The organism is Telmatobacter bradus (assembly GCF_048629425.1).
GTDB classification, from domain to species: Bacteria; Acidobacteriota; Terriglobia; order Terriglobales; family Acidobacteriaceae; genus Telmatobacter; species Telmatobacter bradus.
In genome coordinates this window covers 3076431-3099132 of sequence record NZ_CP184532.1, presented here as the reverse complement: position 1 = coordinate 3099132, position 22702 = coordinate 3076431, and the positions used below count along the sequence as shown (strand labels likewise).

General features: G+C 56.9%; 19 protein-coding genes. 11 read left to right on the top strand and 8 right to left on the bottom strand.

Annotated features, from left to right (window positions below; all coding sequences use genetic code 11):
- Nucleotides 1-105 precede the first annotated feature (105 nt).
- The 5 genes from ACOBR2_RS12795 to queD all read left to right on the top strand — a co-directional run bounded on the left by ACOBR2_RS12795 (nucleotide 106) and on the right by queD (nucleotide 5367).
- A complete protein-coding gene (locus tag ACOBR2_RS12795) occupies nucleotides 106-2208 on the top strand; it encodes a VWA domain-containing protein (protein ID WP_420236500.1) in 2103 nt (700 codons plus the stop codon).
- Nucleotides 2209-2620: 412 nt separating this feature from the next.
- Complete coding sequence (locus ACOBR2_RS12790) at nucleotides 2621-3235, top strand: KdsC family phosphatase (protein ID WP_420236499.1); 615 nt, start codon at nucleotides 2621-2623, stop codon at nucleotides 3233-3235.
- Nucleotides 3236-3392: 157 nt separating this feature from the next.
- The gene (gene queC / locus ACOBR2_RS12785) at nucleotides 3393-4097 is read left to right on the top strand and encodes a 7-cyano-7-deazaguanine synthase QueC (protein ID WP_420236498.1); all 705 of its coding nucleotides are present in this window, start codon (nucleotides 3393-3395) and stop codon (nucleotides 4095-4097) included.
- A 116-nt stretch (nucleotides 4098-4213) separates the two neighbouring features.
- Nucleotides 4214-4849 carry a 7-carboxy-7-deazaguanine synthase gene (gene queE / locus ACOBR2_RS12780; protein WP_420236497.1) on the top strand — a complete coding sequence of 212 codons (636 nt, stop codon included), beginning with the start codon at nucleotides 4214-4216 and terminating at the stop codon, nucleotides 4847-4849.
- A 152-nt stretch (nucleotides 4850-5001) separates the two neighbouring features.
- Entirely contained in the window at nucleotides 5002-5367 is a 366-nt protein-coding gene (gene queD, locus ACOBR2_RS12775; protein WP_420236496.1) for a 6-carboxytetrahydropterin synthase QueD, read from the top strand.
- 387 nt (nucleotides 5368-5754) lie between these two features.
- On the opposite strand, the gene ACOBR2_RS12770 is transcribed toward queD, so the two are convergent.
- From ACOBR2_RS12770 to ACOBR2_RS12750, 5 genes are all read right to left on the bottom strand, one after another.
- Nucleotides 5755-6411: a peroxiredoxin-like family protein gene (locus ACOBR2_RS12770; RefSeq protein WP_420236495.1), complete on the bottom strand. Its 657-nt coding sequence runs from the start codon at nucleotides 6409-6411 to the stop codon at nucleotides 5755-5757.
- 26 nt (nucleotides 6412-6437) lie between these two features.
- The gene (locus tag ACOBR2_RS12765) at nucleotides 6438-6911 is read right to left on the bottom strand and encodes a hypothetical protein (protein ID WP_420236494.1); all 474 of its coding nucleotides are present in this window, start codon (nucleotides 6909-6911) and stop codon (nucleotides 6438-6440) included.
- On the bottom strand, nucleotides 6889-8124 hold the full coding sequence (locus ACOBR2_RS12760; protein WP_420236493.1) for an AAA family ATPase: 1236 nt from the start codon (nucleotides 8122-8124) through the stop codon (nucleotides 6889-6891). Before ACOBR2_RS12760 ends, ACOBR2_RS12765 begins: the two co-directional genes overlap by 23 nt.
- Before the next feature lie 182 nt (nucleotides 8125-8306).
- Nucleotides 8307-9701, bottom strand: coding sequence for a signal recognition particle protein (gene ffh / locus ACOBR2_RS12755; protein WP_420236492.1), 1395 nt, complete (start codon nucleotides 9699-9701; stop codon nucleotides 8307-8309).
- 266 nt (nucleotides 9702-9967) lie between these two features.
- Entirely contained in the window at nucleotides 9968-11962 is a 1995-nt protein-coding gene (locus ACOBR2_RS12750) for an FIST N-terminal domain-containing protein (protein ID WP_420236491.1), read from the bottom strand.
- Between the two features lie 201 nt (nucleotides 11963-12163).
- Here ACOBR2_RS12750 and ilvD point away from each other — a divergent pair, with 201 nt between their 5' ends.
- A complete protein-coding gene (gene ilvD / locus ACOBR2_RS12745; RefSeq protein ID WP_420236490.1) occupies nucleotides 12164-14017 on the top strand; it encodes a dihydroxy-acid dehydratase in 1854 nt (617 codons plus the stop codon).
- A 47-nt stretch (nucleotides 14018-14064) separates the two neighbouring features.
- Nucleotides 14065-14646 carry an NAD(P)H-dependent oxidoreductase gene (locus tag ACOBR2_RS12740; RefSeq protein ID WP_420236489.1) on the top strand — a complete coding sequence of 194 codons (582 nt, stop codon included), beginning with the start codon at nucleotides 14065-14067 and terminating at the stop codon, nucleotides 14644-14646.
- A gap of 156 nt (nucleotides 14647-14802) precedes the next feature.
- Here ACOBR2_RS12740 and ACOBR2_RS12735 read toward each other — a convergent pair whose 3' ends face one another.
- Nucleotides 14803-16665 carry a diguanylate cyclase gene (locus ACOBR2_RS12735; RefSeq protein WP_420240013.1) on the bottom strand — a complete coding sequence of 621 codons (1863 nt, stop codon included), beginning with the start codon at nucleotides 16663-16665 and terminating at the stop codon, nucleotides 14803-14805.
- Between the two features lie 490 nt (nucleotides 16666-17155).
- Nucleotides 17156-18577 carry a serine hydrolase domain-containing protein gene (locus tag ACOBR2_RS12730; protein ID WP_420236488.1) on the bottom strand — a complete coding sequence of 474 codons (1422 nt, stop codon included), beginning with the start codon at nucleotides 18575-18577 and terminating at the stop codon, nucleotides 17156-17158.
- 813 nt (nucleotides 18578-19390) lie between these two features.
- Here ACOBR2_RS12730 and ACOBR2_RS12725 point away from each other — a divergent pair.
- The 4 genes from ACOBR2_RS12725 to ACOBR2_RS12710 all read left to right on the top strand — a co-directional run bounded on the left by ACOBR2_RS12725 (nucleotide 19391) and on the right by ACOBR2_RS12710 (nucleotide 21635).
- Nucleotides 19391-20020 carry a carbonic anhydrase gene (locus ACOBR2_RS12725; RefSeq protein ID WP_420236487.1) on the top strand — a complete coding sequence of 210 codons (630 nt, stop codon included), beginning with the start codon at nucleotides 19391-19393 and terminating at the stop codon, nucleotides 20018-20020.
- 105 nt (nucleotides 20021-20125) lie between these two features.
- Nucleotides 20126-20377, top strand: coding sequence for a type II toxin-antitoxin system Phd/YefM family antitoxin (locus ACOBR2_RS12720; protein WP_420236486.1), 252 nt, complete (start codon nucleotides 20126-20128; stop codon nucleotides 20375-20377).
- The gene (locus ACOBR2_RS12715; RefSeq protein WP_420236485.1) at nucleotides 20374-20787 is read left to right on the top strand and encodes a type II toxin-antitoxin system VapC family toxin; all 414 of its coding nucleotides are present in this window, start codon (nucleotides 20374-20376) and stop codon (nucleotides 20785-20787) included. The genes ACOBR2_RS12720 and ACOBR2_RS12715 overlap by 4 nt, the downstream gene beginning before the upstream one ends.
- Nucleotides 20788-20883: 96 nt before the next feature.
- Nucleotides 20884-21635, top strand: a protein-coding gene (locus tag ACOBR2_RS12710; RefSeq protein WP_420236484.1) for an IS5 family transposase whose coding sequence is annotated in 2 segments (ribosomal slippage) — nucleotides 20884-21214 and nucleotides 21214-21635 — 753 coding nt in all. Because the reading frame shifts where the segments join, the coding sequence is not laid out codon by codon here.
- A gap of 243 nt (nucleotides 21636-21878) precedes the next feature.
- Here ACOBR2_RS12710 and ACOBR2_RS12705 read toward each other — a convergent pair.
- A complete protein-coding gene (locus ACOBR2_RS12705; protein ID WP_420236483.1) occupies nucleotides 21879-22667 on the bottom strand; it encodes a 2-keto-4-pentenoate hydratase in 789 nt (262 codons plus the stop codon).
- Between the last annotated feature and the right edge of the window lie 35 nt (nucleotides 22668-22702).

The following is a 22702-nucleotide window of genomic DNA, read 5'->3' as shown; positions in this document are numbered from 1 at the left end:
CATTCGGGGATTTAGCCCCTGTTGAATGCTGAATTGAGGATGGCGATGACCAGGATCGCACGAAAGATCGGATGCACAGCAGTAGTGCTTGCCTGCGCTTTGAGTTTGCATGCTCAGAATCAGAACAGCGTGCTCGATACGCCGCAGGGCGGCCTGACGCTGAAGATGAACAGCGAGATGGTGCTGACCAACGTGGTGGCACGCGATGCCAAAACCGGCGCGCTGGTGCATGACCTCAAGGCCAGCGATTTTCGCGTCTGGGAGAACGGCAAGGAGCAGCACATTGCCACCTTTGATTTTCAAAGTGTGGAGATGGCTACGCCGCTCAAGGAAGCCACGGTCAGCGGGCTGGCCGCAGGCACGGGCAATGGCAAGGGTGTGGTGGTGGCCAAGCCGGAAGAGCTGCGCAATCATCGTCTGATTGTCTTCTTTTTTGATCTGACTTCAATGCAGCCGGAAGATCTGGATCGTTCGGTGGAGGCGGCGCAGGATTTTTTGCGCACCAAGATGCAGTCGGCCGATCTGGTGGCGCTGGTTTCGCTCGGTGACACGCTCAAGGTGGATCAGGACTTTACCGCCGATAAAAAAGCGTTGCTGCGGGAAGTGGCTGTGTACAACGGCACAGAGGGCGCGGGCTTTGAAGCGGGCGCAACCTCGAATTCGAATCAGACGGAAGATACGACTGCTTACACGGCCGACGAGAGCGAGTACAACGATCTGAATACCGATCGCGAACTGTTTGCGTTGCGTGCCATTGCCAAGTCGCTTGAAAAAATTACCGAGAAGAAGTCGCTGCTCTATTTTTCCGGCGGAATTTCGCGCGACGGCATTGAGAATCAGTCTTCGCTGCGTGCGGCCATCAATGCTGCGGTACGCGCCAATCTGGCCATCTACAGCGTGGATACACGCGGACTGCAGGCGGTTGGTCCGCTGGGCGACGCCAGTGTGGGCAGTATGCGCGGCAGCGGTGGAATGAATGGCGGGGCGCTGCAGAACAACATGAATTCGAACTTTGCCAGCCAGGAAGTAATGGCTACTTTGTCAAAGGACACGGGCGGCAAGGCGTTCCTCGATTCAAATGATTTTGCTCCGGCCTTTGCGCAGGTGCAGAACGATACCTCGGCCTACTACGCGGTGGGCTTCCGCTCGACGAATCCGGCGCGGGACGGCAAGTATCGTCGTCTGAAGTTCACCACCAATCGCCCTGGCATCAAGATTGAATATCGTCCCGGTTATTATGCGCCGGCGGACTTCCAGCACTCCGTCAAGCAGGATCGGGAGCAGCAGTTGGAGGAGCAGTTGGCCAGCGATCTGCCGGCCACCGATATGGCGCTCTATATGGACGCTTACTACTTCCGTACGGATGACAATCGCTACTTTGTGCCGGTCTCGCTCATCGTGCCCGGTTCGCAGATTCCATTCGTGAAGGGCGGCGACAAGGACAAGGCCACGCTCGACATTCTGGGAGGTGTACTCGATGAGGTAAAGCGGCAGATTGGCCGCGCCCGCGAGACCGTCAAGCTCAAGGTGGACACCAGTCAGAACGTGCGGCAGAAGAACGTGCAGTACACCACCAGCTTCAGTCTGCCGCCGGGCAAGTATCGGCTGAAGTTTGTGGTGCGCGAGAATCAGACTGGCCAGATGGGCTCGTTTGAGGCCGAGATCACGCTGCCGGAGATCAAGAAGTCGGCTAGCCCGGGAAGTCGCATGTCGCTGAGTTCGATTCTGCTGGCCAACAGCAAGCAGCCCAGCAAGAAGTTCACGCCGATTGTGCGCGATGGGCAGGAGTACGTGCCCAATATCAGCCACGTCTTCCGCCGCGATCAGCATTTGTACTTGTTGTATGAAATCTACGCGCCGGCGAAGGTCAAGGGCGAAGGTGCAAAGAGCGGCGAGAATGTGCGCGTGCTCAGCAGCCTGGAGTTGATGCAGGGCTCGGTGAAGGTGTACGAAACGCCGCTGGTGGAGGCCAAACAGACGAATGTGCTGGGTCGCGATGCGGTGGCCGTGGAACTGGATGTGCCGCTGGATGCACTCAAGCCCGGCCAGTATGTGTGCCAGCTCAACGTGGTTGACGATGCGGCTGGCAGCTTTAGCTTCCCACGCTTTGCGGTGCTGGTGAAGGATCCGCCCGCGCCCGCCGCTGGCCAGCCTGTAACAGCGCCTGTGCCAGTAGCGACGCCGGTAGGGGTTGAGCCAGGAAAGTAAGATGAATTCACACTCTGGGCGCCCCGGGTCCTGCTTTTGGGACCCGGGAAAGCAAGAGTCCAAAGTCTAAAATTACGCGGTTCGGGAGCAGGGTGGGGAAGCGGTAGTTTCCCTGCCAGAACGCGGCGCACGGCCTCTGGGGGAAGTTTTATGGATCCGGCCTGGAAAGAGGTTCTTGCTTCTCCACCCTAGCCACAAAAACAAAGGCGTGGCGAGGGTGGGGCACCCGCAGCGTTTGCGGCACGACTAAGGTGCGCCCTTTCAAGTCCAGATTTTTATCATGGACAGCCTACTCAGCAGACTCGCTGACCTGCTGACTCGCCCCCGCTTTGGGACCCATTTCTGCATTTCCCCGTTTTCCTCCGCCGGCCCCCTCTTCTAATCCCTCGCTGCCGCCCGGTAGAATATCTTTATGACACTTTCTGCGCAGGACCGCGCCCGCAAGATCAAGATCATTCTCTTCGACGTCGACGGCGTCATGACCGATGGTGGCATCTGGATTATTCCGGTGCCGATGTCCGAGGGCGGCTCGGTGGTTACCCGCATGGTGGAAGCCAAGGGCTACAACGCGCATGACGGCACGTCGATTTCGCTGGCCCGCATTGCCGGCATCAAGACCGGCATCATCACCAAGCGCATCAGCGAGACGGTGGCTCTGCGCGCTCGCGATCTCAAGCTGGACTTTGTCTACCAGGGGCAGGCCTTCAAGATGAAGCCGATCCGCGAAATTGTGGAGAAGGAAGGCGTGTCGCTGGACGAGATTGCCTACGTCGGCGATGACGTGATCGATCTGCCTGCCATGCGCAACGTTGGTCTGGCGATTGCCGTGGCTGATGCCCGCGCCAATGTGAAGGCGGAAGCGCACTACATCACGCCCAATCGCGGTGGACACGGCGCGGCCCGCGATGCCGTCGAGTTCATTCTGGAAGCGCAGGGGAAGCTGGAGTTCGCCACCAATTCCTACATCGATGAAGAGAATCCGATTCCGGCCTCGATGGACATTGGCAAGGGCGGCGATCTGAAGTAAGCGAGACAGCTAGTCAGCAAGACAGCAAGTCAGCGAGACAGCCTGTCCTAAACTCAGGACGATGTTTCAACAGAATTTTTCGCAGTCAGGTTTGTCGCATCGCAAATGGGTTCAAAAAAAGACGGGGGCTTTAGCCCGCGCACCATGGGAGAGATGAATGACGGAGACGAAGAAAAAAGCGGTTGTTTTGCTGAGTGGTGGGCTGGATTCGGCCACGGTGCTGGCGATAGCGCGCAGCCAGGGCTACCAGAGCTATGCGCTCTCGTTCCGTTACGGCCAGCGCCACAGCTATGAGTTGGAAGCGGCCAAGCGTGTGGCCGAGGCGGGCGGCGCGACGGAGCATCGCATTGCCGAAATCGATTTGCGCGTCTTTGGTGGCTCGGCTTTGACCGATAATATTGCCGTGCCCAAGGGCCGTGGCGTGGAAGAGATGGGCCACGGGATTCCGGTTACCTATGTGCCCGCGCGCAACACCATCTTCCTCTCGTTTGCGCTGGCCTGGGCTGAGGTGCTTGGTTCGAGCGATGTGTTTATTGGCGTGAATGCGCTGGATTACTCGGGCTACCCCGATTGCCGTCCGGAGTTCATTGAGGCCTACGAGAACATGGCCAACCTGGCCACCAAGGCGGGCGTGGAAGGCCGTCAGCGGCTGAAGGTTCACACCCCGCTGATTGCGCTGACCAAGGCCCAGATCATTGCCGAAGGCCTGCGTCTGGGCGTGAACTACGGCCTGACCAGCAGTTGCTACGATCCGTCGCCGGAGGGCAATCCCTGCGGCCAGTGCGATAGCTGCCTGCTGCGCCAGAAGGGCTTCCGTGAGAACGGGCTCAGCGATCCGTTGCACTACCAGACGAACAGCTAAGCTGTTCGTCTGGTAGTGCAGCCTCCAGCTTCCAGCTCTTGATTAGTCGAGCTATGGAAGACTGCATGAGCAAAAATAATCTGGGAGCTAAAAGCTGGAAGCTAGGAGCTGTTTTTATGTACTCCGTGAAAGAAATCTTCTATACGTTGCAGGGCGAGGGAGCGCAGGCGGGTCGCGCGGCGGTCTTCTGCCGCTTTACGGGCTGCAATCTGTGGTCGGGCCGCGCCGAAGATCGTGCCACGGCCGTCTGCCGCTTTTGCGATACGGATTTTATTGGCACAGATGGCCTGGGCGGTGGCAAGTTCGCTTCGGCGGATGTGCTGGCGGCTGCGGTGGCCGCTGCCTGGCCCCAGAACGCTGCTCCCGAGAAGAAATACGTGGTCTGCACCGGTGGTGAGCCGTTGCTGCAACTCGATGCTGCGGCGATTGCCGCGCTGCATGCGCGTGGCTTCACAATTGCGGTGGAGACCAACGGAACCGTGGTGGCTCCCGAAGGTCTGGACTGGGTCTGCGTGAGCCCCAAGGCTGGCGCGGCGCTGAAGCAGACGCAGGGGGACGAACTGAAACTGGTCTATCCGCAGGAGGGGCTCGAACCGGAGCGCTTTGCCGCGCTTGATTTCAAGAACTTCTTTCTGCAGCCCAAAGACAGCGTGGAACGTGCCGCGAATACCGCTGCCGCAGTGTGCTACTGCATGGAGCATCCGCGCTGGCGGCTGAGCGTGCAGATGCACAAAGTGGTGGGGATAGCGTAAAGCGGCTGTCAGCTCTCAGCTTTCAGTTCGGCGTGCTGTGCACAACGGCTCTGGCTTTGGAAAGAGTCGCTTGTGGCAGGACCGCTCCGATTTGCAGAATGAGCTGAGGGCTGAGGGCTGAAAGCTTATCGTGAGAAAATAGAAACAGAACCATGGAAATCTACAAGCAATTTTCGATTGAGGCGGCCCACTGGCTGCCGAACGTGCCTGAAGGGCACAAGTGTAAACGGCTGCATGGCCACAGCTTCCGCATCGCGATCCACATCAGTGGTGCGGTGGACGAGCATCTGGGCTGGGTCGAGGATTTTTCGATCGTCAAGGCGGCTTTCAAAACCATCGAGGATCAGATCGATCATCGTTGCCTGAACGAGATTCCCGGCCTGGAGAATCCGACCAGTGAGCACATCGCCCAGTGGCTTTGGCGCAGGCTTTTGCCGCTTTTGCCGCAGCTCAGCAAGGTTGTGGTGGAAGAGACCTGCACGAGTGGCTGCGTCTATCGCGGTGAGCACGAAGGCTGAGCTTGGCGGGAGCCGGGGCTGAACGGGCTGCGGAAAAGCGGTTGAATCCTTGCGGGGGGCAGGAGAGAAACGTCCCTCAGGGGCTAAAGCCCCGTTGATTTTATTGCGTTTATTTGGCACGGCTGAAGCCGTGCCCTTTCAAAACCGAGCCCCAAGAGAGTTTTTCCGCAGCCTGTTCAGCCCGTACTTATTTTGCAGGATTTTTGCGAGGGTTATAGCCTTTTCGGAATGACTATAGATCGAAAGCAGGATGCTAAGTACCTTTTTCCTCGATAAAAAGGTACCTTGCAAGTCCCTTAAAAAGTCTACATGTATTCCGAAAATGCTCTAAAACCCTCGCCTCCCTCCCAAACGAGTTTTTCGTAGCGTGCGCATTCCCTGCGGGTTTTACCGTCCCAGCGCCAGATCGAGCGCGGCCAGAACCTCTGCAGGCTCGGGTCGTACGCGGAAGTCGGCGTAGGCCTCGGCGTAGAGCACCTTGCTATCCTGTCCGATCAGGTAGGTGGCGGGCAGCGGCAGCTTCCAGCTGGATTCGCCGTTGATGAATTCCAGGTCGATGTAGAGGGACTGGTAGTAGTCGCGCATGCTTTCGGGAATGGTGTAGACCAGCCCAAACTGCTTGGCCAGCGTGCAGCCGGGGTCACTGAGCAGCGCGAAGGGCAGGCCGTGGCGGCCAGCCATGAAGTCGTTCTGGCGCGGCAACTGCGGGCTGATGGCTACCAGCAGCGCATTGCGTTCGCGCAGCTCGGGGTAGAGCTTTTCCCAAGCTTCCATCTCGGTGACACAGTAGGGGCACCAGCGTCCGCGAAAGAACTTGACTACCAGTGGGCCCAGCGCCAGCAGATCCTCGCTGCGGGCCACGCGGCCGGTGGATTCCACCAGCTCAAAGCTTGGCGCCTGAGCGCCCACGGGCAGAATCTTATCTTCGATGCCGGAGACAAACAGCTCAGCAATCAGTTGCTCACTGGCCGCAAGCTTGTCGGGCTGCACCAGTTCGCGGGTGCGGGCCATGATTTCGTCGAGTTGGTCCTGAAGTGGGGCCATGGAGTTATTTTCGCAGATGAATGTATCTATCTTCTTCCTGCAAGCTTTCTGAAGCTAAATTTTTCTTTGCCGTTTTCCCTGATCCAGAGCAATGTTTTTTGTTTGGTAAGAAAATCGTATTCGATTGCGCCGATATTCGATCTCATGCGCGGGAATGTGTGCCCGTAAACGATCAAGCAAACAATGCTTGGATAATGAATTGGGTCAACTCTCCAGCGTGCGAGAGTTTCTTCCATTTGAACTCGTGCATGTTTCAGGTCCGAACCCTTTAGTTCAAGAATGACGTCAATGGTTTGGTCCGAACCAACTATATAGTCTGCTTGCTTGCCTTTTGACTTGAAATAGCACTTGTCATAGCGCACAACACGTAGCTCTTTGCGTCGGGGATTGGCAAAGGTAGCGGCAATCCCTTCTTCCTCAAGAACGAGACTCGTCTGATGGCTGCACGCAATGCATTCCGTGTCACATGTGGCGTGCTTAGGAGACTTTCTGGTTTGCATATTCCAGCCTCAGAAGTTCGTCAAATTCGTGGCCAATCGTCTCAGAAACGTCATCGAGATACTCTCCGTTGATCAGTCCCGAGTCAGAAAGAATCGATTCGAGCTTTCCGTCATGAATGCTGTATGCCTTGAATGTTCCAGGCGCAATCCAGTACTTTTCGTCGATTGGAATCTTCTTTTTCAGGGGAGCTTTTTGGCCAAGTTGCCCCGCCAGAATCAGGTTGTTGAACGCAGAGAGGATGTAAGGACTGTGGGTGGTGATGGCATACGATAGCCAAAGAGAATCGAAGTTTGCAAACCATGCAAGCAACCTAACCAAATCATTCTGTGTGTTTGGAAAGACACCCAATTCTGGTTCTTCAATAAAAAACATACCCAATGGCGGAGCAGGCATTGTGGGAATATTAGAGTATCTTGCTTTGTCTATGGATTGACTTAGTGAATTGATCAGCGGCAGTAATTCGAGCGTGCCAGAAGAGAGAATTTCAAATGGCCACTTCCGTATATCCTGATTGGATTCAAAGAGGAGGCGACCTTCTTCACGGATGACTTTTCCCTTCAGGATTGTCGTTACCAATTCACCAAATGCGCGCAGAGCCCCTAGGTCTGATTGGTAGCATTTCATCAATGCCTTGTATTCTGCATCAAATTGCGAGGCATAAAGCTGTGTTATCCAATCGAGATTTTTGGTCGCTAATGCAGCATAGCCACGATTAGGAAGTGAATAAAATGCCCGTCCCGTAGGGACATATGTGGAATCTTCGACAAGGGGTAAAGGTCCGGTGTCTTTTGGAAGAAGTTGCTTACGTATGCCAGAGGGTAGAATTACACGGTTTCCTGTTAGATTCTCAGAGTAAAAATTGCGGAGTCCTTCTTGAAGCGAAATGCTCAGTTTTTCTTGCTTAGATGATTTTGCAAAGGACACGGAAAAATTATCTAAGACATATACGACTAGAAAATTTTGATTTCGCCAGCTCTCTTCTGAGAATTTTTCAAGAAACTCATTCTGAATCCTGAACAAAAGAGAAGCAAATGAGAGCCTTTGAGAAAAACAGCTTTCAATGAGCTCAGGGACGGCTTGGCCGCAGAAATACGCCAGCTTGCAGAGCAGACTTTTTCCGCTAGCCTGGGGGCCGATGAGGACGGTGATTTTGCCAAATTCCAGCTCGGCATCTTCGATGACCGAGAAGTTCTTGACCGTGAGTTTACGCATACCGTCCTCCTGCAGCCTGGAATCGATCTTAGATCCTTTAAGAGCACCTTCCGGGGCTAAAGCCCCGTTGATTTTATTGCGTTTATTTGGCACGGCTGAAGCCGTGCCCTTTCAAAACCGAGCCCCAAGAGAGTTTTTCCGCAGCCTGTAAAGCCGTGCCCTTTCAAAACACTCGATTGTGCTTACCGTCCGAACTTCTGCCGTCCGCCCAGACCCAGACCGCCGAGGCCGCCGCGCATCATCTGCTTGGCCATGCCGCCCTTGCCCATCTGTTTGAAGAGCTTGTTCATCTGGGCGTACTGGCGGAGCAGGTTGTTTACGTCCTGCACCTCGACGCCGGCACCGGCGGCAATGCGCTTGCGGCGCGGTCCGCTGATGATCTCGTGATTGTGGCGTTCCTTGGCGGTCATCGAGTTGATGATTGCTTCCAGCCGCGTGAACTGTTTTTCGTCCACCTGGCTGGCGGCCTGTTGCATGCCGGCAAAGGGGCCAACCGAGGGCAGCATCTTCAGGATCGACTCCATGGAGCCCATCTTCTTGATCTGGCGCAACTGGTCACGGAAGTCTTCGAGCGAGAAGCCGTCGCCGAGCAGGGCCTTCTTGGCCAGTTCCTCTGATTTTTTCTTATCGATGGCCGACTCGGCCTTTTCGATCAGCGAGAGCATATCGCCCATGCCCAGAATGCGGCTGACGATGCGGTCGGGATGGAAGGGCTCGAAGGCGTCGGGCTTTTCGCCGGTGCCCAGGAACTTGATGGGCTGGCCGGTGACGTGGCGGATGGAAAGGGCAGCGCCGCCGCGGGCGTCACCGTCGATCTTGGTGAGCACTACGCCGGTCAGGTTCAGTCGCTGGTGGAAGCTGAGCGAGGAGTTGACCGCATCCTGGCCGGTCATGGAGTCGGCCACGAAGAGGATTTCGCTGGGATTCAGCAGCTTTTTCAGCTGCTCCATCTCCTGCATCAGCTCTTCGTCAAGGGCCAGACGGCCGGCGGTATCGACGATCAGCGTATCGCAGCCCATGATGCGGGCTTCGCGGATGGCTTCCTTGGCGAGGCGCGTCACTAGAGCGGTGCCGGGGGCCTCGTCGTTGATTTTGCCCTCGTAGAGCTTGACCTCGACCTGCTTGGCTACAACCTTGAGCTGCTCGCGGGCGGCAGGACGATAAACGTCGACCGAAACCAGCATGGGGCGATGGCCGCCCTTCTTGAGCCAGGTGGCCAGCTTGCCGCTGGTGGTGGTTTTACCGGAACCCTGCAGGCCAGCCATCAAAATGACAGTGGGCGGCTGCGAGGCGAATTTGAAGCGGGCCGTGTCTTTGCCGAGCAGGGCAACCAACTCGTCGCGCACGATCTTGATGACCTGTTCGGAGGGCGAGAGGGAGGTTAACACCTCGGTGCCCACGGCTTTCGAGCGGATCTGTTCAATCAGATCCTTGACGACGTTCAGGTTGACGTCGGCCTCGAGCAGCGCCACACGAATCTCGCGCAACGCCTCGGCGATGTTTTCTTCGGTAAGCGTTCCCTGGCCGCGAAGGCTCTTAAAGGCGCGCTGCAGTTTCTCTGTCAGATTCTCGAACATGGTCAGGGTCTATTTTATCGGAAGCGGGGCGGCTTTCGGAGGTGGGTGATGGGTTTTCGGGCGGGAATTGGCGCGAGGATGGATTTCCGGGGCTGGGAAGTACGGGAAAGCCCTGAGAATTCCGTAAACCACAGGAAAAATAGATATTTCCAGACAACACGCGGCGCGGCACGCAGGATGCTGGTTCTGGCTGGGTTTGTGTGGCTTCTCCAAAGAAAAGGGCGCGCAGTTCATGCGCGCCCTCCGGGGAGGCTGTGTGCGATGGTTTATCCGATGCGGCGCAAGAGTTCTACGTCTTCCATGACGGAATGGATGATCTGGTTGCGATCTTCCATGAAGCTTCCAAGTTCGGCGAGCACACGATTTACCCCTTCCAGACTGTTTGTCATGGTTTCGGTTTCCTGCACGATGCCGCCATAGCTGGTCTGGGCCTGCAGCAGGTTCTGGCGGGTGTGATCGATGTTGCCGCCGAGGGACTCCAAGGCTTCTCTCATGTGTTGAATGGAGTCGTTGGTCTGTTGCAGGCTGGTTTTGGTGTCCTGCGAGAGCTTGTTGACTTCCTTGGCGACGATGGCGAATCCTTTGCCAGCATCGCCGGCGCGGGCGGCCTCAATGCTGGCGTTGAAGGCCAGCAGGTTGGTTTTGCCGGCGATGGCCCCGATGAGAGAAAGGATCGAACTGAGTCCGTTCATGGAGTCGTTCAGATCCTTGAAGTGGGTGGCCAGCGCATTGGTGTCGGAGGCGCGTTCGGCGGACTGTGCAGATTCGACGACAACGCCACGGATTCCTTTAACAACCTGATTGATGGATTTGGTCTGCTCAAGGGCTTGCCCGACCTTGTCGCCCAGTGTCGTACTCTCCTGCACGTACTCGATCAGGCGCAGGTTGAGGCGCTTGCGGAAGTTGTTGAGCAGTATCATGCGATTGAGCTGGCGGCGGGAGAAGTAATCGCGGAAGTTGGCGTAGTGGATAGGGAAGTTGTCGATGAACGGGTCTTGCAGAGGCTTTTGCGTCGTATCGAAGAAGACCAGCGCGGTCAACGTCTGATTGATGTTGATGCCGAAGAGTTCGCCAAACGTAGAGAAGCCCGCAACGGGCATCGGCCACAGAGAGTCCACGCCGCGCAGGGCCGTTGCGTTGTTCAATCTGCGCAAGATGCAGTCGTTGAGCAGGGCGCCGATGGGTTTTGGCTTGTTGGCTAGAAAGTTGTGCAGATCTTTTTTTGTCTGTTCGGCGAAATCCGTGGCTTCGAGCAGTTCCAGACGATCCCCGGAACTGATGTCGCAGAAGAAGGAGATTGTGCCGGTTTCAGCATCAATGCCGGAGACGGAGCGGACAAAGATCTCTCCGCCCACTTCCATGCCGAAGGTGTAGCCGTTGAGCTTGGCAGAGAGTTCGGCAACCGGAACGTGCATTTCCTGGGCTACGGCGCGGGCAAAGGGAAGAATCTGATTGGTTTGGGGGTCGATGACCGCTGCGGCCGTGCGGCGATCGGGATCAGCATCGATCACGATGAAGGATTTGCCGGTCTTTTTAAAATTCTGGGTTTTGAAAATGCTGTAGGCCCGCCCGGGTCGCAACTTCATCAGGGTAATGACGGCATGGTTTTCGAGAACCTGCTGGCCGTCAAAGATGACCGTGGAGCGGAAGTCCAGCTTGCCGCCGGCCGACCCGCCGATAAAAGTGCAGGGCAGGCTGCCGGCGCGGTAGACGGCGTCCATGAAGTAGTTTTCGCTGGCGGAAAGGCCGTCGATCAGCGTAAAGGCAATGGTGTCGTGTACGTCGACGGGAAAGGGCGCGCGCAGGGTGTGCAAGGACTGCACAATCCGCTCGATACGTGTTTCGTAATCGAGCGACGGGTTTCCCTGTCGAATGTCCTCGTTGTGCAGGGGGATTTTGTGAATGCTGACTTCCTGCAGCAGATCGGCAGGGAAGACCTGCAGAATGACGGTGGACCAGGAATTTCCGGTGTTTTTATAGAGCGCGCCGCTGACGTTGCACAATTCACCGGCTGTGCTGACAGCAATCAAAGGAGTTTCGCCCGCCATGGACTTGAGCGACTGGCAGACATGGCGAAAATCCGCGTGAGGCGAAATAAAGGCGCAGGCCAGGGCTGCCTGTTCAAAACATTGCGCGCTCAACCCACGCAGATGTTCATCGCTTTCAAATACCTGGATGGAAGCCGGGCTGTCTGCGAATTGTCCTGCAGCCGTTGTTTCAGCATGAGAGCGGTTTGATTTTCCCTGGGAAAACGAAAACATGGCAGTCTTGCCTTTCTGGTCAGGGGCTCTTTGTCCAACGGATCAACTCAGATCAGCATTTCCAGCCGCACATGTGCGGCAGTACCGTTTGGTCCTCTTCTGAAGATCGGCAAAATTTGGGAAGAATTTATATGTTTGTTGGGCGGGGAAGATTTTTCACTCTCTGGAAAATTGCCGTAGTGGGAGTTCTAAAATGGTTCCATGCCCGCATATCGATCCAGAACATCGACGCATGGACGGAATATGGCCGGAGCCCGCAGCTTGTGGCGCGCTACCGGCATGAAAGACGGCGATTTCGGCAAGCCCATCATCGCTGTCGTCAACTCCTTTACGCAGTTTGTGCCCGGCCACGTTCACCTGAAGGACCTGGGCCAGCTGGTGGCCGCCGAGATTGAAAAGGCCGGCGGCATTGCCAAGGAGTTCAACACCATTGCCATCGACGACGGTATCGCCATGGGTCATGGCGGCATGCTTTATAGCCTGCCTTCGCGCGAGATGATTGCCGACTCGGTGGAGTACATGGCTAACGCCCATTGTGCCGACGCGCTGGTGTGCATTTCGAATTGCGACAAGATCACGCCCGGCATGCTGATGGCTGCGCTGCGGCTGAACATTCCCGCAGTGTTTGTCTCTGGCGGTCCGATGGAGGCTGGCAAGGTCAAGCTGTCGGGCAACATTGTGAAGGCTGTGGACCTGATTGACGCCATGATTGTGGCGGCCGACGACAAGGTGAGCGACGCTGATGTGGACGAGTACGAGCGTTCGGCGTGTCCTACCTGCGGATCATGTTCCGGCATGTTCACTGCCAACTCCATGAACTGCCTGACCGAGGCGCTGGGCTTCTCGCTGCCGGGTAACGGTACTGTGGTGGCCACGCATGCTGACCGCAAGGAGCTCTTCCTGGAAGCGGGCCGCAAGATTGTTGAGTTGTCCAAGCGTTACTACGAGCAGGACGATGCGACGGTGCTGCCGCGTTCGATTGCCAGCTTTGCGGCTTTTGAGAACGCCATTACGCTGGACATTGCCATGGGCGGCTCGACCAACACGGTGCTGCATCTGTTAGCTGCCGCGCAGGAGGCCGAGGTGCCCTTTACCATGGCCGACATTGACCGGCTTTCGCGCCGCGTGCCGCATCTGTGCAAGGTGGCCCCCTCCACGCCCTATGTGCACGTCGAGGATGTACATCGCGCCGGTGGCATCTTCGGCATTCTGGGCGAGCTGGATCGCGCTGGTCTGCTGCACTGCGAGACGCGCACGGTGCACACGGCCACGCTGGGCGAGGCGATTGAAAAGTACGATGTGAAGCGCCAGCCTTCGGCCGCTACAACGGAGTTTTATCGCGCCGCGCCGGGCGGAGTGCGCACTACGGAACCTTTCAGCCAGAGCGCCCGCTATGACGCACTGGATGTGGACCGCACGCAGGGCGTGATTCGCAGCAAGGAGAACGCCTTCAGTCAGGATGGCGGTCTGGCCGTGCTGTTTGGCAACATTGCCGCAGAAGGCTGCATTGTGAAGACGGCGGGCGTTGATCCGGCGCATCTGACCTTTGAAGGCCGGGCACGCATCTTCGAGAGTCAGGAAGCATCGGTGGATGCGATTTTGGCTGGCAATGTGGTGGCCGGCGATGTGGTTCTGATCCGCTATGAAGGCCCGAAGGGCGGCCCGGGCATGCAGGAGATGCTGTACCCGACCAGCTACCTGAAGTCGAAGGGGCTCGGCAAGGTTTGTGCTCTGATTACCGATGGCCGCTTCTCGGGCGGGTCCTCGGGGCTGTCGATTGGGCACATCTCGCCGGAGGCTGCTGATGGTGGCGCAATCGGATTGGTGGAAGAGGGCGATACGATCGTGATCGACATTCCCAATCGCGTGCTGAAGGTGGATGTGAGCGATGCGGTACTGGCCGAACGGCGCAAGGCGATGGACGCCAAGGGCGCAGCCGGCTGGAAGCCCAAGCGCGACCGCGTGGTTTCGCCCGCTCTGCAGGCCTATGCGGCCATGGCCACCAGCGCCTCGCGTGGCGCGGTGCGCGACGTGAAGCAACTGGAGAAACGGTAGAGGACAGAGAACAGAGATCTCTGTACTTACTCACGAGGAAATTTGAAATGAAGAAAGTATCGATCATTCTTGGCCATCAGCATGAGGGCAGCTTCAATCATGCGATAGCTGAACTCGCCAAAAAGACGCTCGAAAAAAATGGTTACGAGGTACGCTTTCACGACCTCTATGCGGAAAAGTTTGATGCCCTTCTTCCCCATGAAGAGATTGGCGGACCTATCAACGATCCGCTGGTGCAGCAGCATCTGACCGAGATTGCCGAGGCCGACGGAATCATCATTGTGCATCCGAACTGGTGGGCGATGCCGCCAGCTATCATGAAGGGCTGGATTGATCGCGTGATGCGCCAGGGTGTGGCTTATCGCTTTGAGAACGGCGCGCCCAAGGGACTGCTGAAGGCTGAGCACGCGCTGGTGTTTACCACCAGCAACACGCCCAAAGAGGTGGAACTGAAGTGGTTTGGTGATCCGCTGGAGAATCTGTGGACCACCTGCATCCTCACCTACTGTGGCGCCAAAAACGTGAAGCGTACTAACTACGAAAGCGTGATCATGAGTTCAGCAGAACAGCGCACGGGATGGTTGGCTGATGTAGAGGCGCAGGTGACCGCGGCTTTTGCTGCCGAGTAAATATCAAAAATCCTGCAATGTAAAAGAGCGGCTCTTTTGAGCCGCTCTTTTTTTGTTTTTTTATGCGATGAAGCGCCAGGGACAGCGCGGATATGGAGAAAGCTTAAAAAATGAAGAAGCTCAAAAGTGAATCAGTGTATGTGATCTGTTCATCGGCTATGTAGTGCCGGAGATGAGGTTGGAGGAATCAACTTTGTTATTACCGCTGCATACCTGATTGCGCCCGGCCTGTTTGGCGGCATAGACGGCCTGGTCCGCCATTTCGATCAGGTCGCGCATCTGCAACTCATTATTCGGGATCAGCGTGGCACCGCCGACGGAGACCGTGACGACGCCGAGTATGTTCTGGCTGTGAGGCAGTTGGCGGTCACGTACCGCCGCGCAGAGCTCCCCCGCTACATGCAGGGCGTTGGTATGGTCTGTGCTGGGCAGCACGACAACAAATTCCTCGCCGCCGAAGCGGGCCACCAGATCGGTAGAGCGCATGGCTACGTCGAGGGCGGCTTCGGCAATCTGTTTCAGGCAGTTATCGCCACGCGGATGGCCATAGGTGTCGTTGTACTTTTTGAAGTTGTCTACATCGACCATCAGCAGGGAGAGTGGTTCGTGCGTGCGGATGGCGCGCCGCCATTCCTGATGAAGGTATTTATCGAAGCGGCGGCGGTTGGCCAGGCCGGTGAGAGGATCGGTGACGGAGAGCGCTTCGACGGCATCGTAGGCTTCGCGCAGGCTGATCTCGGCGTTTTTGCGTACGCTGATGTCGCGAATGAAATTTAAAACGCCAGAGGGCTGGCCCGACTGTGGATCGCGCACCATCGACAGGCTGACCTCAATCCAGAGGTATTCGCCTTCGCTGCTCTGGCGTACGCGGCATTCGAGCGTGGCGGCAGCGGACCCGGCGCGCAGTTCATCGATGATGGCGTGCACACGGGGCCGGTCGGCAGGGTGTACGGGTTCGAGTCCTTCTTCGGTCAGCAAATCCTCGGGACGCCAGCCGCCGAATTTTTCAGCAGCGGCTGAGCCATAGGAGCGTTTGCCACTCATGTCACTCAGGATGATGGCGTCGCGCGAGTTCTCGCTGACCAGCGCATGGAGCGCGGCAATCTTTTCCAGGTTATGTTCGGTGGAGCGGTGATGATCGAGTACCGACGAGATGCTATAGACCAGCAGAATGCCCTCCGCGCAGAACAACTGCAGGGCCGATGCGGCGCTTATTCCGTGGGCTGTGGCGAAGAGGTAGAGTGCTCCATGGCCCGATGCGGTAAGCAAGACGGCAGTAATGGCAAGAAAAAGCAGGAGCTGAACAGCACGTTCCGTATCAAAGCAGCGGTAGGTGAGAGCCAGCAGGGGAAGAACCAACAGCAGTAAAGGCAGGGTTGGCTGGGCGAGCAGAAGAATGCAGAGAGGCAGCAGAATAAGTTGCTTCGAGGTGCAGTGCTTCCAGATATCGAGCTCAAACGGATTTTTGCTGAACAGGGCAATGAGCGCGGGCGTGACCAGCGCTGTGCCCAATCCGTGGGCAATCGCGCAATACAGTATGCGCTGTGCAAAGCTTTCGGGCGCGTATTGCGACTGCAGTTGAACCGTGGGCGAGGCGAAGACGAAGGGCAGCGCCAGTACGGAGACGGGCCAGAAGCGCAGCAGAAAACTGCTTCCGCTCAACGAAGAAAATTCCATCCAGCAGGAGCGCAAGAGCAGTCCGCCCAGCAGCCCTTCGGTGCATTGCAGCAGGGGATCCGTGAGAACCATCCAGCCTACCGGAGAACTGATGAACAGAAGCGGCAATAACTGGGCGGCAAAGGCTGCAATTGTCAGGAAGAACCAGGCAGCATGCGGCGTGAGCAGCAGGAAGGCGAGCAGGACGCCAGGAAGCAGCGTCAGCACAGGATGCGAAGCCGGGCCGAGAAGATGAGCAAACTGTGAAGCCAACAGGGAGAAAAGGAAACAGCTGGTCAGTTGCTTCAGCGTTGTGTCCAGCGATAACCAACTGCGATGATTCCGGTTCTTCTCGTTTCTCATCTCTTTCACTGCCCATTCCGCGCCTGTCCGATCTGGTTGACGGCTGAAATTATGTTACTTCCAGATCTGCGAGCACAGCGCATTGATACATTTTGCTCTCCGGGGGGAAAGAGGCTGAGAATTGTGTTTAAAAAATCTGCTATGAACAGGTATCGGCAGGAACTGTAATCCCATGAGGGGTTTCCGGTGAGTACAGCAGTAGCGAAGGGTGGTTTTTAATGAAAGTTAACAATTGCAAGTTAAAGCTCTGGCGAGTATGGTTCGACACATGAATTATTTCTAGAGAGAAAGTCTCTGCCGAAGCAGGAGTCTAAAGATGATCTCCGGCTTCGGTAGAGAAAAACAGGGTAGAAAGGGGATTTTGCCTCAAGAAAAAGACCCTTTCTGCAGATCTGAAAACTTTGCGCGACCGGATGAAACTTGAGGTCTAGTGTCAAAATTCAGCCACTAAAAGGCTTGCAAGCCACAGGCCGCGCTTGATCGGTGGCTGTTACTGTACAGGCTCGATCAGATACTGCTCCAGCTTGCCGTCCGGGTAGGTGTAGGTGGTCAGCCGCAGCCGCTTGGAGGGGAAGACCAGATCGAAGCTGCGGAAGGTCATGCCGCCGCGCAGTTCCTTTCTTCTTTCGGTCAGGCTCAAAGGCTCGCCGAGCGGCTCTAGCGATGCTTTGTAGTCGGCCAGTGCTTGATCGGTGAAGTAGTCGCTCAGATTCGGAGCTAGCAGCGAGCGGTCAATTTTGCCCTGCAGCAGATCGTGGTAGAGGGCCAGAGCCTGTGTTTCTTCCGGGCTGGCTTTGAGCGCGGCGGCCAGCGGAGCCACCAGATGGGCGATGGTGGAAGCCGCGCCATGGGCGTCCTGATTGGTGAGCACGACTACGGCTGCGCCGTCGTCCACCAGGACTACATTGTCCGAGACAAAGCCGGAGACCTCGCCGGAGTGCTCAATGGAGCGATGGCCGTTGTGGTCCAATACCTCAACGCCCAGGCCATACTCGCTGCCCTTGCCGTCTGTCAGCTTCACCTCTTCAAACATCTTCTTATAGCTTTCAGGCGAGAGAAGCGACTGGGAGATCAGGCTTGCGTCCCACAGCGCCAGATCGTGCGCCGTCATGGCCAACTCGCCTGCCGCAAACATCCAGCCACGGCCCTCTTTGGGCGCGGGACGCAGGGGGCCGAGGGCGTGGCGATAGTAGGCCGTGGCGTCGGTGCTGGTTAACCGCTGCTCGTCGCTGTTCCATACGCTGGTCATGCCCAGCGGCCGGAAGACGCGCTCCACCAGCAGGTCCGTCAGGGGGCGGCCGGTGACAGCTTCGACGATGCGGCCGGCGATCACGTAGTTGGTGTTGGAGTACTGCCACTCGGCACCGGGCGTAAAGTCCAGCGGTTTTTTGCCCCAGGTGTCAAGAATCTGCTGGGCGCTCTCGGGCTGCAGCATGGGCGTCATCAGGTAGTCCTCGGGCCAGTAGTCCTGATAGCCGCTGGTGTGCGAGAGCACCTGACGGATGGTGACCTTGTCGCCTTCGGTAAGGCCCGGCACGTATTTGCCCACCGGATCGTCGAGCTTGAGCTTGCCCTGCTCGGCCAGCAGCAGAATGGCGGCGGCGGTGAACTGCTTGGAGACCGAACCGATGCTGTAGCGCAGTTCGGGTGTGGCCGGCGTGTTGGGGTCCAAATGGGCCAAACCGTAAGCATGCGTGTAGACGAGCTTGCCGTGCTGCACCACAGCTACAGACGCGGAAGGAACGCCGGTCTGCGCGAGGGTTTGCGTGGCGATGCGGTCGATCTGCATACGCAGCGCGGGATCAATCGACTCGACTGTCTGGTTGGCCAGCGGCTGGTTCAGCAAAGACTGGGCGGGCAGAACGAAGGCGGGCAACAGCGCCAGGGCGAACAACGGCTTGACAACGCGCATGGTACTTCTCCTGCAGACATTTTACGAGCTTCCAGCCTCTTGACCGCTGACCGCCGTTCTATGCTTGTGTCCTTCAGACTGCAAAAAACCTCTTTCTGGAGGGAGCCTTGTAACAGGGCCCGACTTGAGTCGGGCTGAAATGCCTTCAAAAAGGCAGGGGCTTCAGCCCTTGCTTTGGATGCGGATGCTCGAAAGATCAGGGGCTAAACAGGCTGCGGAAAAACGGTTGAATCCTTGCGGGGGGCAGGAGAGAAACGTCCCTCAGGGGCTAAAGCCCCGTTGATTTTATTGCGTTTATTTGGCACGGCTGAAGCCGTGCCCTTTCAAAACCGAGCCCCAAGAGAGTTTTTCCGCAGCCTGTAAAGCCCCAAATCTCAATCTACGGGCGTTTCGGCACGACTAAAGTCATGCCCTGTTACAAAACATAACCAACGTGATTTGCGGCCTAGTGTCCCGAGTCCAAAGTTCGCTTCGTAATTGATCTGTCCACTTGAGCGGAGCTTGGCCGGTTTTTTGGCCAAACAGAGTCCTGCGGCTGTTCTTCAAGGATCTTTCGCGGAAGTTGATGTATTTTTGGAGCCAAAGTTCATGGACGCAGAAGAAAAAAGCAACCGCAGGTCCCCTTCGGCTGCGCTCAGGGCAGGCTTTCGACTCTCTGCGGTCGCTCAGGAGGACAGGCTGAAATTTGATGAGGATTTTAGACTCAGGACACTAGGTGCTGGAAGCTGGAGGCTAGAAGCTGTTTTCCGCTAGTAAACTGGGAAGAGTGGGAGTGCCGCATCGATCGAATGCGCGCCCGCCCGGAGGTCACTGTTGCAGAAGCTCGTTGAGGGCCACAAACGGTTCCATGCCGAAATCTTCCCCCGCCGTAAAAACGAGTTCCATCTTCTGGCTGAGGGTCAGCAGCCTGCCTGGCTTTTTATCACCTGTTCGGATTCGCGTGTGGTGCCGGATCTGGTCCTGGGCACTGATCCTGGCGATTTGTTCATCACCCGCAATGCGGGCAACGTGGTTCCCGTTACCAGCTACGATGTGGATGGTTGCACGGCCACCATTGAGTATGCGGTAGAGGTGATCGGCGTCAAGCACGCCATTCTCTGTGGTCACTCTGATTGCGGAGCGATGAAGGCCGCGCTGGACCACAGTGCGCTTGAACAGTTGCCCAAGGCCGAACGCTGGCTGCAGCATGTGGAGGCGGCGTTTGCGCATCGTCAGCCGCTGAACCCGGCTGATGGCGAACATGCCGAACTGGCCTCGCTGATCCGCGGCAACGTGGTGGCGCAACTGCTGAACCTGAAGGCGCAGCCGGCTGTGGCGCGGGAGCTGGCGCTGGGCAAACTGACCGTGCACGGCTGGTACTACGACATTCTTACCGGCCACATTGAGGAGTATGACGAGGTGCTGAAGCGCTTTGTGCCGTGGCCCCGGAAAGATAATTTTTAAAAATTTAACGGGGAAATGTTGTTGATTTTATGGTGGATATAACAAACTAGTTTGTAAACTGGTTGATTTGCGGTATGCTGGGGCAGTTTTTGGAGGGGCGCTCAGATGGAGAGCGGTTACACCGAGGTTGGTGCATTCGAAGCCAAGACCCGCTTGTCGGAGATTCTGCGCAAGGTGCAGCAGGGCGAGAAGTTCACGATCACCGTGCGCGGTCAGGCCGTGGCCGACGTGATTCCGCGTGCGGACCGGGATCGTCGACAGGCTCAGGCAGCGGTCAAGCGCCTGCTGGCGATGCCGCGCGTGTTGGGCGTATCTGCTGAAACTGTGAAGCAATGGATCGAAGCAGGCCGGGAATGAGTCTGGTTCTGGATGCTTCGATGGCGCTTGCCTGGCAGTTTGCGCGCAATGAGGAGGCAGCGCTTGCCGAGCGCGTTTTGCTGGCGTTGCCCGAAACTGGCGCATGGGTTCCGGCCATCTGGTGCGCCGAGGTGGCCAATGCGCTGCTGCGCGGGGAGCGTGCAGGCGTATTGACTGCTGCGCAGAGCAGCTATTTTCTGGAGCAACTGGCGCAGTGCAGAATTGAAGTGGACGGAGTGTCGCCGTTGACGATGCAGCGTAGTGTTGTAGCTTTGGCGCGTGCGCAGGGCCTTACCACCTATGATGCTTCGTATCTGGAACTGGCTTTGCGGATGAATCTGCGGCTGGCCACATTTGATCGCAAGTTGAGGGACGCTGCTTTGACCGTGGGAGTGAAAGTGGTGGCGTAACTATTGATCCGGCAAATAAAGAGTGTTTTCGTGTTCCCCCACCCTAGGGCGCGTTGACGTTCAATTGGTGTTTTCCGATAAATTTGAAGTATCCGTATGAATCGTAAGCAGTTGACAGATACTCAGTGGCAGGCGATAGCGCCTTATTGTCTTGGCAAAGCCGAGGATCCCGGGCAAACAGGCGGGGATGCGCGTGTGTTCATCGAAGGGGTTTTATGGATCGCCCGTACCGGTTCACCGTGGCGCGATCTGCCCAAGGAGTACGGATGCTGGAATTCCGTATTCAAGCGGTTTCGTCGCTGGGTCTTGCGCGGTGCTTTTGAGCGTATCTTTCAAATTCTCTCTGACGATACCGACTTTGAATATGTGATGGTGGATGGAACCATTGTTCGTGTGCATCGTCACGGACAGGGGGCAAAAGGGGGACCCAAAAACAGTCCATCGGCAAGAGTCGAGGCGGATTGACGACCAAAATTCTAGCGCTGGTTGATGCGCTGGGTAATCTTGTTCGCTTTCGCCTTATGCCCGGCCAGCGAGGAGAGACAACTGGCGTGAACGCGCTACTGGAAGGAATCAACTGTGGCGCATTACTTGGTGACAAAGCCTACGATGCGGACTGGCTGCGTGCAAAGTTGCAACTGCGCGGTATCGAAGCAGTGATTCCACCCAGAGCCAAGCGTCTGAATCCTGCAACGTATGACGCCGATAAGTACAAATGGCGACACTTGATTGAAAACTTCTTCCAAAAACTCAAAGAGTTCAAACGCATCGCCATGAGAGCATGCAAAACTGACTCAAGCTTCGAGGCCATGATCTACCTCGCCGCTGCCGTTATTCGCTCTCGGTGAACGTCAACACGCCCTAGAGCGGTTCTCCAATAGGTGTAGCCCTTTTTAGATCGTGCAAGGTGCTTTTTCTTGAGAAAAAAGCCACACAGTTGCAGAGATTTCGGTGTTCAGCAATTGGAGAACCGCTATAGCCACAAAAACAAAGGCGTGGTGAGGATGGGGCACCCAGTGTGGCGCAAATTAGCAAAAGAAAAGCCTGCGCATCTTTCAGCGCAGGCTTTTTTGTCTTAGAAAAGCAGGGTTCTATGCAAAGCGCATGGAAACTTTGCCGACGGTGCTGAAGTTGACTTCCACGACGTCGCCAGCCTTGGCGAAGTCGTTGCCGGTCCAGCTGCCGGTGGTGATCCAGGTGCCAGCTTCCAGGCCTCCGGTGCGGGTCGCGCCTTCGTTGGCCAGAAAGATGATCATGCGGATCGGGTCGGTTCCGGCACTGTTCGAGGCAGTGCGGTTCTTTACCTCAATGCCTTCCACGGTGAGCGTGACGTTCTCCTTGGCAAGATCGATCTGCTGCCAGTTGGCGACGGCGGGGCCGTAGATGAAGCCGCCGTGCATGCCGAGGTCAGCCTGTTTGCGGTTCTTGGGCGCATCTTTGAGTACAGGCAGAGCGGCTTCCAGCTCCTCGATGACCGGATGGCAGCTTTCAATGGCTGCAATCACTTCTTCGCGGGTATAGGGCGTGGCGCGGGGCGGCAGCGGCTTGCCCAGCTTGAAGGCGACTTCGGCTTCAAGGCCGCGCAGGCGCAGGCGGTCGCCTGAGTAGACGCTGCCCGAAGGCGCGATCCAGGCGGCGATCATGGGGCTGAAGTTGGGGGTGGATTCCGGCGACGAAGCGCCGATTTTCCAGCTGCGGGCCGGTACGCTGCCCTTTGGTTCGATCACCTCGGCCATGCGGTCCTGCACAAACCAGGCTTCTTCGAGCGACTGAGGCTCAAGGGCTTCGGGGATGGAGGAAACGGGCGTAGCCGTGCGGCGGGATTCCAGAAAAATGCCTGCCAGAGTAGAGAGTTCAAGTGCACGCTGTGAGCTGATCATGCCTTTCAGTGTGCAACATGGTGCAGGGATTTGTC

What these genes read in the sequence shown, in the direction of transcription:
- ACOBR2_RS12740 (WP_420236489.1), top strand. Translation starts at nt 14,065, where the DNA reads ATGAAGAAAGTATCGATCATTCTTGGCCATCAGCATGAGGGCAGCTTC.
- ACOBR2_RS12770 (WP_420236495.1), bottom strand. Translation starts at nt 6,411, where the DNA reads ATGGCCCCACTTCAGGACCAACTCGACGAAATCATGGCCCGCACCCGC.
- queE (WP_420236497.1), top strand. Translation starts at nt 4,214, where the DNA reads ATGTACTCCGTGAAAGAAATCTTCTATACGTTGCAGGGCGAGGGAGCG.
- ACOBR2_RS12715 (WP_420236485.1), top strand. Translation starts at nt 20,374, where the DNA reads ATGAGTCTGGTTCTGGATGCTTCGATGGCGCTTGCCTGGCAGTTTGCG.
- ACOBR2_RS12765 (WP_420236494.1), bottom strand. Translation starts at nt 6,911, where the DNA reads ATGCAAACCAGAAAGTCTCCTAAGCACGCCACATGTGACACGGAATGC.
- ACOBR2_RS12735 (WP_420240013.1), bottom strand. Translation starts at nt 16,665, where the DNA reads ATGAGAAACGAGAAGAACCGGAATCATCGCAGTTGGTTATCGCTGGAC.
- ACOBR2_RS12760 (WP_420236493.1), bottom strand. Translation starts at nt 8,124, where the DNA reads ATGCGTAAACTCACGGTCAAGAACTTCTCGGTCATCGAAGATGCCGAG.
- ffh (WP_420236492.1), bottom strand. Translation starts at nt 9,701, where the DNA reads ATGTTCGAGAATCTGACAGAGAAACTGCAGCGCGCCTTTAAGAGCCTT.
- ACOBR2_RS12790 (WP_420236499.1), top strand. Translation starts at nt 2,621, where the DNA reads ATGACACTTTCTGCGCAGGACCGCGCCCGCAAGATCAAGATCATTCTC.
- queD (WP_420236496.1), top strand. Translation starts at nt 5,002, where the DNA reads ATGGAAATCTACAAGCAATTTTCGATTGAGGCGGCCCACTGGCTGCCG.
- ACOBR2_RS12705 (WP_420236483.1), bottom strand. Translation starts at nt 22,667, where the DNA reads ATGATCAGCTCACAGCGTGCACTTGAACTCTCTACTCTGGCAGGCATT.
- ACOBR2_RS12750 (WP_420236491.1), bottom strand. Translation starts at nt 11,962, where the DNA reads ATGTTTTCGTTTTCCCAGGGAAAATCAAACCGCTCTCATGCTGAAACA.
- ACOBR2_RS12730 (WP_420236488.1), bottom strand. Translation starts at nt 18,577, where the DNA reads ATGCGCGTTGTCAAGCCGTTGTTCGCCCTGGCGCTGTTGCCCGCCTTC.
- ilvD (WP_420236490.1), top strand. Translation starts at nt 12,164, where the DNA reads ATGCCCGCATATCGATCCAGAACATCGACGCATGGACGGAATATGGCC.
- ACOBR2_RS12720 (WP_420236486.1), top strand. Translation starts at nt 20,126, where the DNA reads ATGGAGAGCGGTTACACCGAGGTTGGTGCATTCGAAGCCAAGACCCGC.
- queC (WP_420236498.1), top strand. Translation starts at nt 3,393, where the DNA reads ATGACGGAGACGAAGAAAAAAGCGGTTGTTTTGCTGAGTGGTGGGCTG.